The sequence below is a fragment of the Dietzia sp. SLG310A2-38A2 genome, assembly GCF_014145095.1.
Classification (GTDB): Bacteria; Actinomycetota; Actinomycetes; order Mycobacteriales; family Mycobacteriaceae; genus Dietzia.
In genome coordinates, this window is the sequence record NZ_JAALDX010000303.1 from 1 (window position 1) to 1,853 (window position 1,853).

Sequence of the window (1,853 nt, forward strand, 5' to 3'; positions counted from 1 at the left end):
TACGCCGCGCCGTGCAGCACCGGGGAGAGCGAGTGCCCGACCGGATGGCCCAGCACCGCCGCGGAGCGGGGTGACGTGGCCGCCAGATCGCCCGAAGCAGCGCCGCCCGAAGCAGCGCCCGCGGCGCTAGCGCCCACTGGACAGGACCCCGTTGGCTATCGCCTCGCTCTGGTATCGCTCGTGCTCCGGGTACTCGTCGGCGAAGCGGGTGGTGCCCTGCATGTCGACGGTCACGAAGTACTTCCACTGGCCGTCCGCCGGGTTCTCCATCGCCCGGAGCGCATCGAGGCCGGGAGACCCGATCGGTCCGTAGGGCAGTCCGTCCATGGCGTAGGTGTTCCACGGCGTGACCGCCGCGCGATCGGCGTCGGTGGTGGCGATCTCCTGGTCGGCGAGGGCGTAGTTGACCGTCGAGTCGAACTGGAGGCGCATCGGCTCGTCGAGCCGGTTGAGGATCACCCGGGCGATCTTGTCGAAGTCCTCAAGTGTGCCCTCCTTCTCCACCAGAGACGCCGCAGTGACGACCTGGTAGGGCGTCAGACCGATCCTCTCGGCGGAGGGCACGAGCCCGGTGGCGTCGTAAGCGTCGGTCGACGAGTCGATCAACTGGCGGAGGATCTCCAGGGGTTCCGACTGCGGGCTGACGTTGTGGACACCTGGAGCGATGAGCCCCTCGAGACGTCGAACCGGGTCGGGTGCGTTCCGCACCTCGTTGATCGCCCAGTCGGGCACCCCGAGCTCGGCGGGGTCGGCCTGCACGGCCGCGTCGACGATGTCCTGCGGCAGGCGACACGTCGGTGGGGCCTCCGGGTCGTCCAGGTTCCGGAGGCAGGTCGCGTCGGCGATCAGGGTGAAGATGCCCTTCTCGGTCCCTCCGCCGACCACGACCGTGTCGAGCAGCCGCCCACCGGGCTTGACGTCCATGAAGCCGACCCTGTTGCGGGGATCGGTCAGGGCCTCCACTGCCGACGCGGCACTCATCTCCTCCCGGACCTGGTAGTACCCCGGCTGGATGCCCTCGACCGACGTCCCGGCCGCTGCTCCTGTGAAGGCCCGGGTGCTGGCCACGGTGCCGATGTCGTACAAGCGGTCCCCGACGACGCCCAGGGTGTCCCCGGGCTCGACGTGCAGCAGTGCGTTGCCGGAGCCTTCGCCCTCGAAATCCGGAGCGGCGGAGACCTCGCTGTTCGTATTGCGATAGACCATCACGGCGAAGGCCAGGACCACCCCGACCACGGCCGCAAGGAGTATGAACCGGGTGGTGCCACTCGTTCGTGAGCGTCCTCGTGCCGCAGACATCGTGCTCCTTAGCCAGGGGTTCAGGGAGCTGCCCGCCGGACAGCATCGTGCTTGACGGGCAGTTTATCCAGCCGCGCCGGTCGACACGCCCATCATCGGCGGGCGCGCCGCGAGTCGAGCCATGCCTGCAGGAGCACCACGGCGGCGGCCTGGTCGATCACGCCCCGCTGCTGTCGGGTGTTCCTGCCCGCGCCGTGGAGCGCTGCTCCCGCCGTCACCGTGGTGAGTCGCTCGTCCACGAACTCGACGTCGAGGCCGGGCGACGCGGCGGAGAGAGCCACGACGAACGACCGCGCCATCGCCGTAGAGGCGGTGTCCCGACCCTTCAGCGAGGTGGGCAGTCCCACGATCACACCGACGGCGTCGTACTCCTCGACGAGGTCGCTCAGGCGCCTCAACTCTGCCGTCCACTCGGGGTCGCCGTCGACGACACGAACTGTCTCGACAGGCGTAGCGAGGATTCCGTCGGGATCACAGGAGGCGACCCCGATCCGCGCTGTCCCCACATCCAGGCCGAGCCGCCGTCCACGGGTCCACCCGCGGACGGCGGGATC

At 69.6% G+C, this 1,853-nt stretch carries 2 protein-coding genes; both read right to left on the bottom strand.

Going from position 1 to position 1,853, the window contains the following annotated elements; translation table 11 throughout:
• Window positions 1-126: 126 nt before the first annotated feature.
• Window positions 127-1,299 (bottom strand): endolytic transglycosylase MltG, encoded by a 1,173-nt coding sequence (locus tag G6027_RS11285; protein WP_182637270.1) that lies wholly within the window; start codon window positions 1,297-1,299, stop codon window positions 127-129.
• A gap of 92 nt (window positions 1,300-1,391) precedes the next feature.
• Window positions 1,392-1,853, bottom strand: a 462-nt coding sequence (gene ruvX, locus G6027_RS11290; RefSeq protein WP_241727042.1) for a Holliday junction resolvase RuvX, incomplete at its 5' end; no start/stop codon positions are given.

What these genes read in the sequence shown, in the direction of transcription:
- G6027_RS11285 (WP_182637270.1), bottom strand. Translation starts at nt 1,299, where the DNA reads ATGTCTGCGGCACGAGGACGCTCACGAACGAGTGGCACCACCCGGTTC.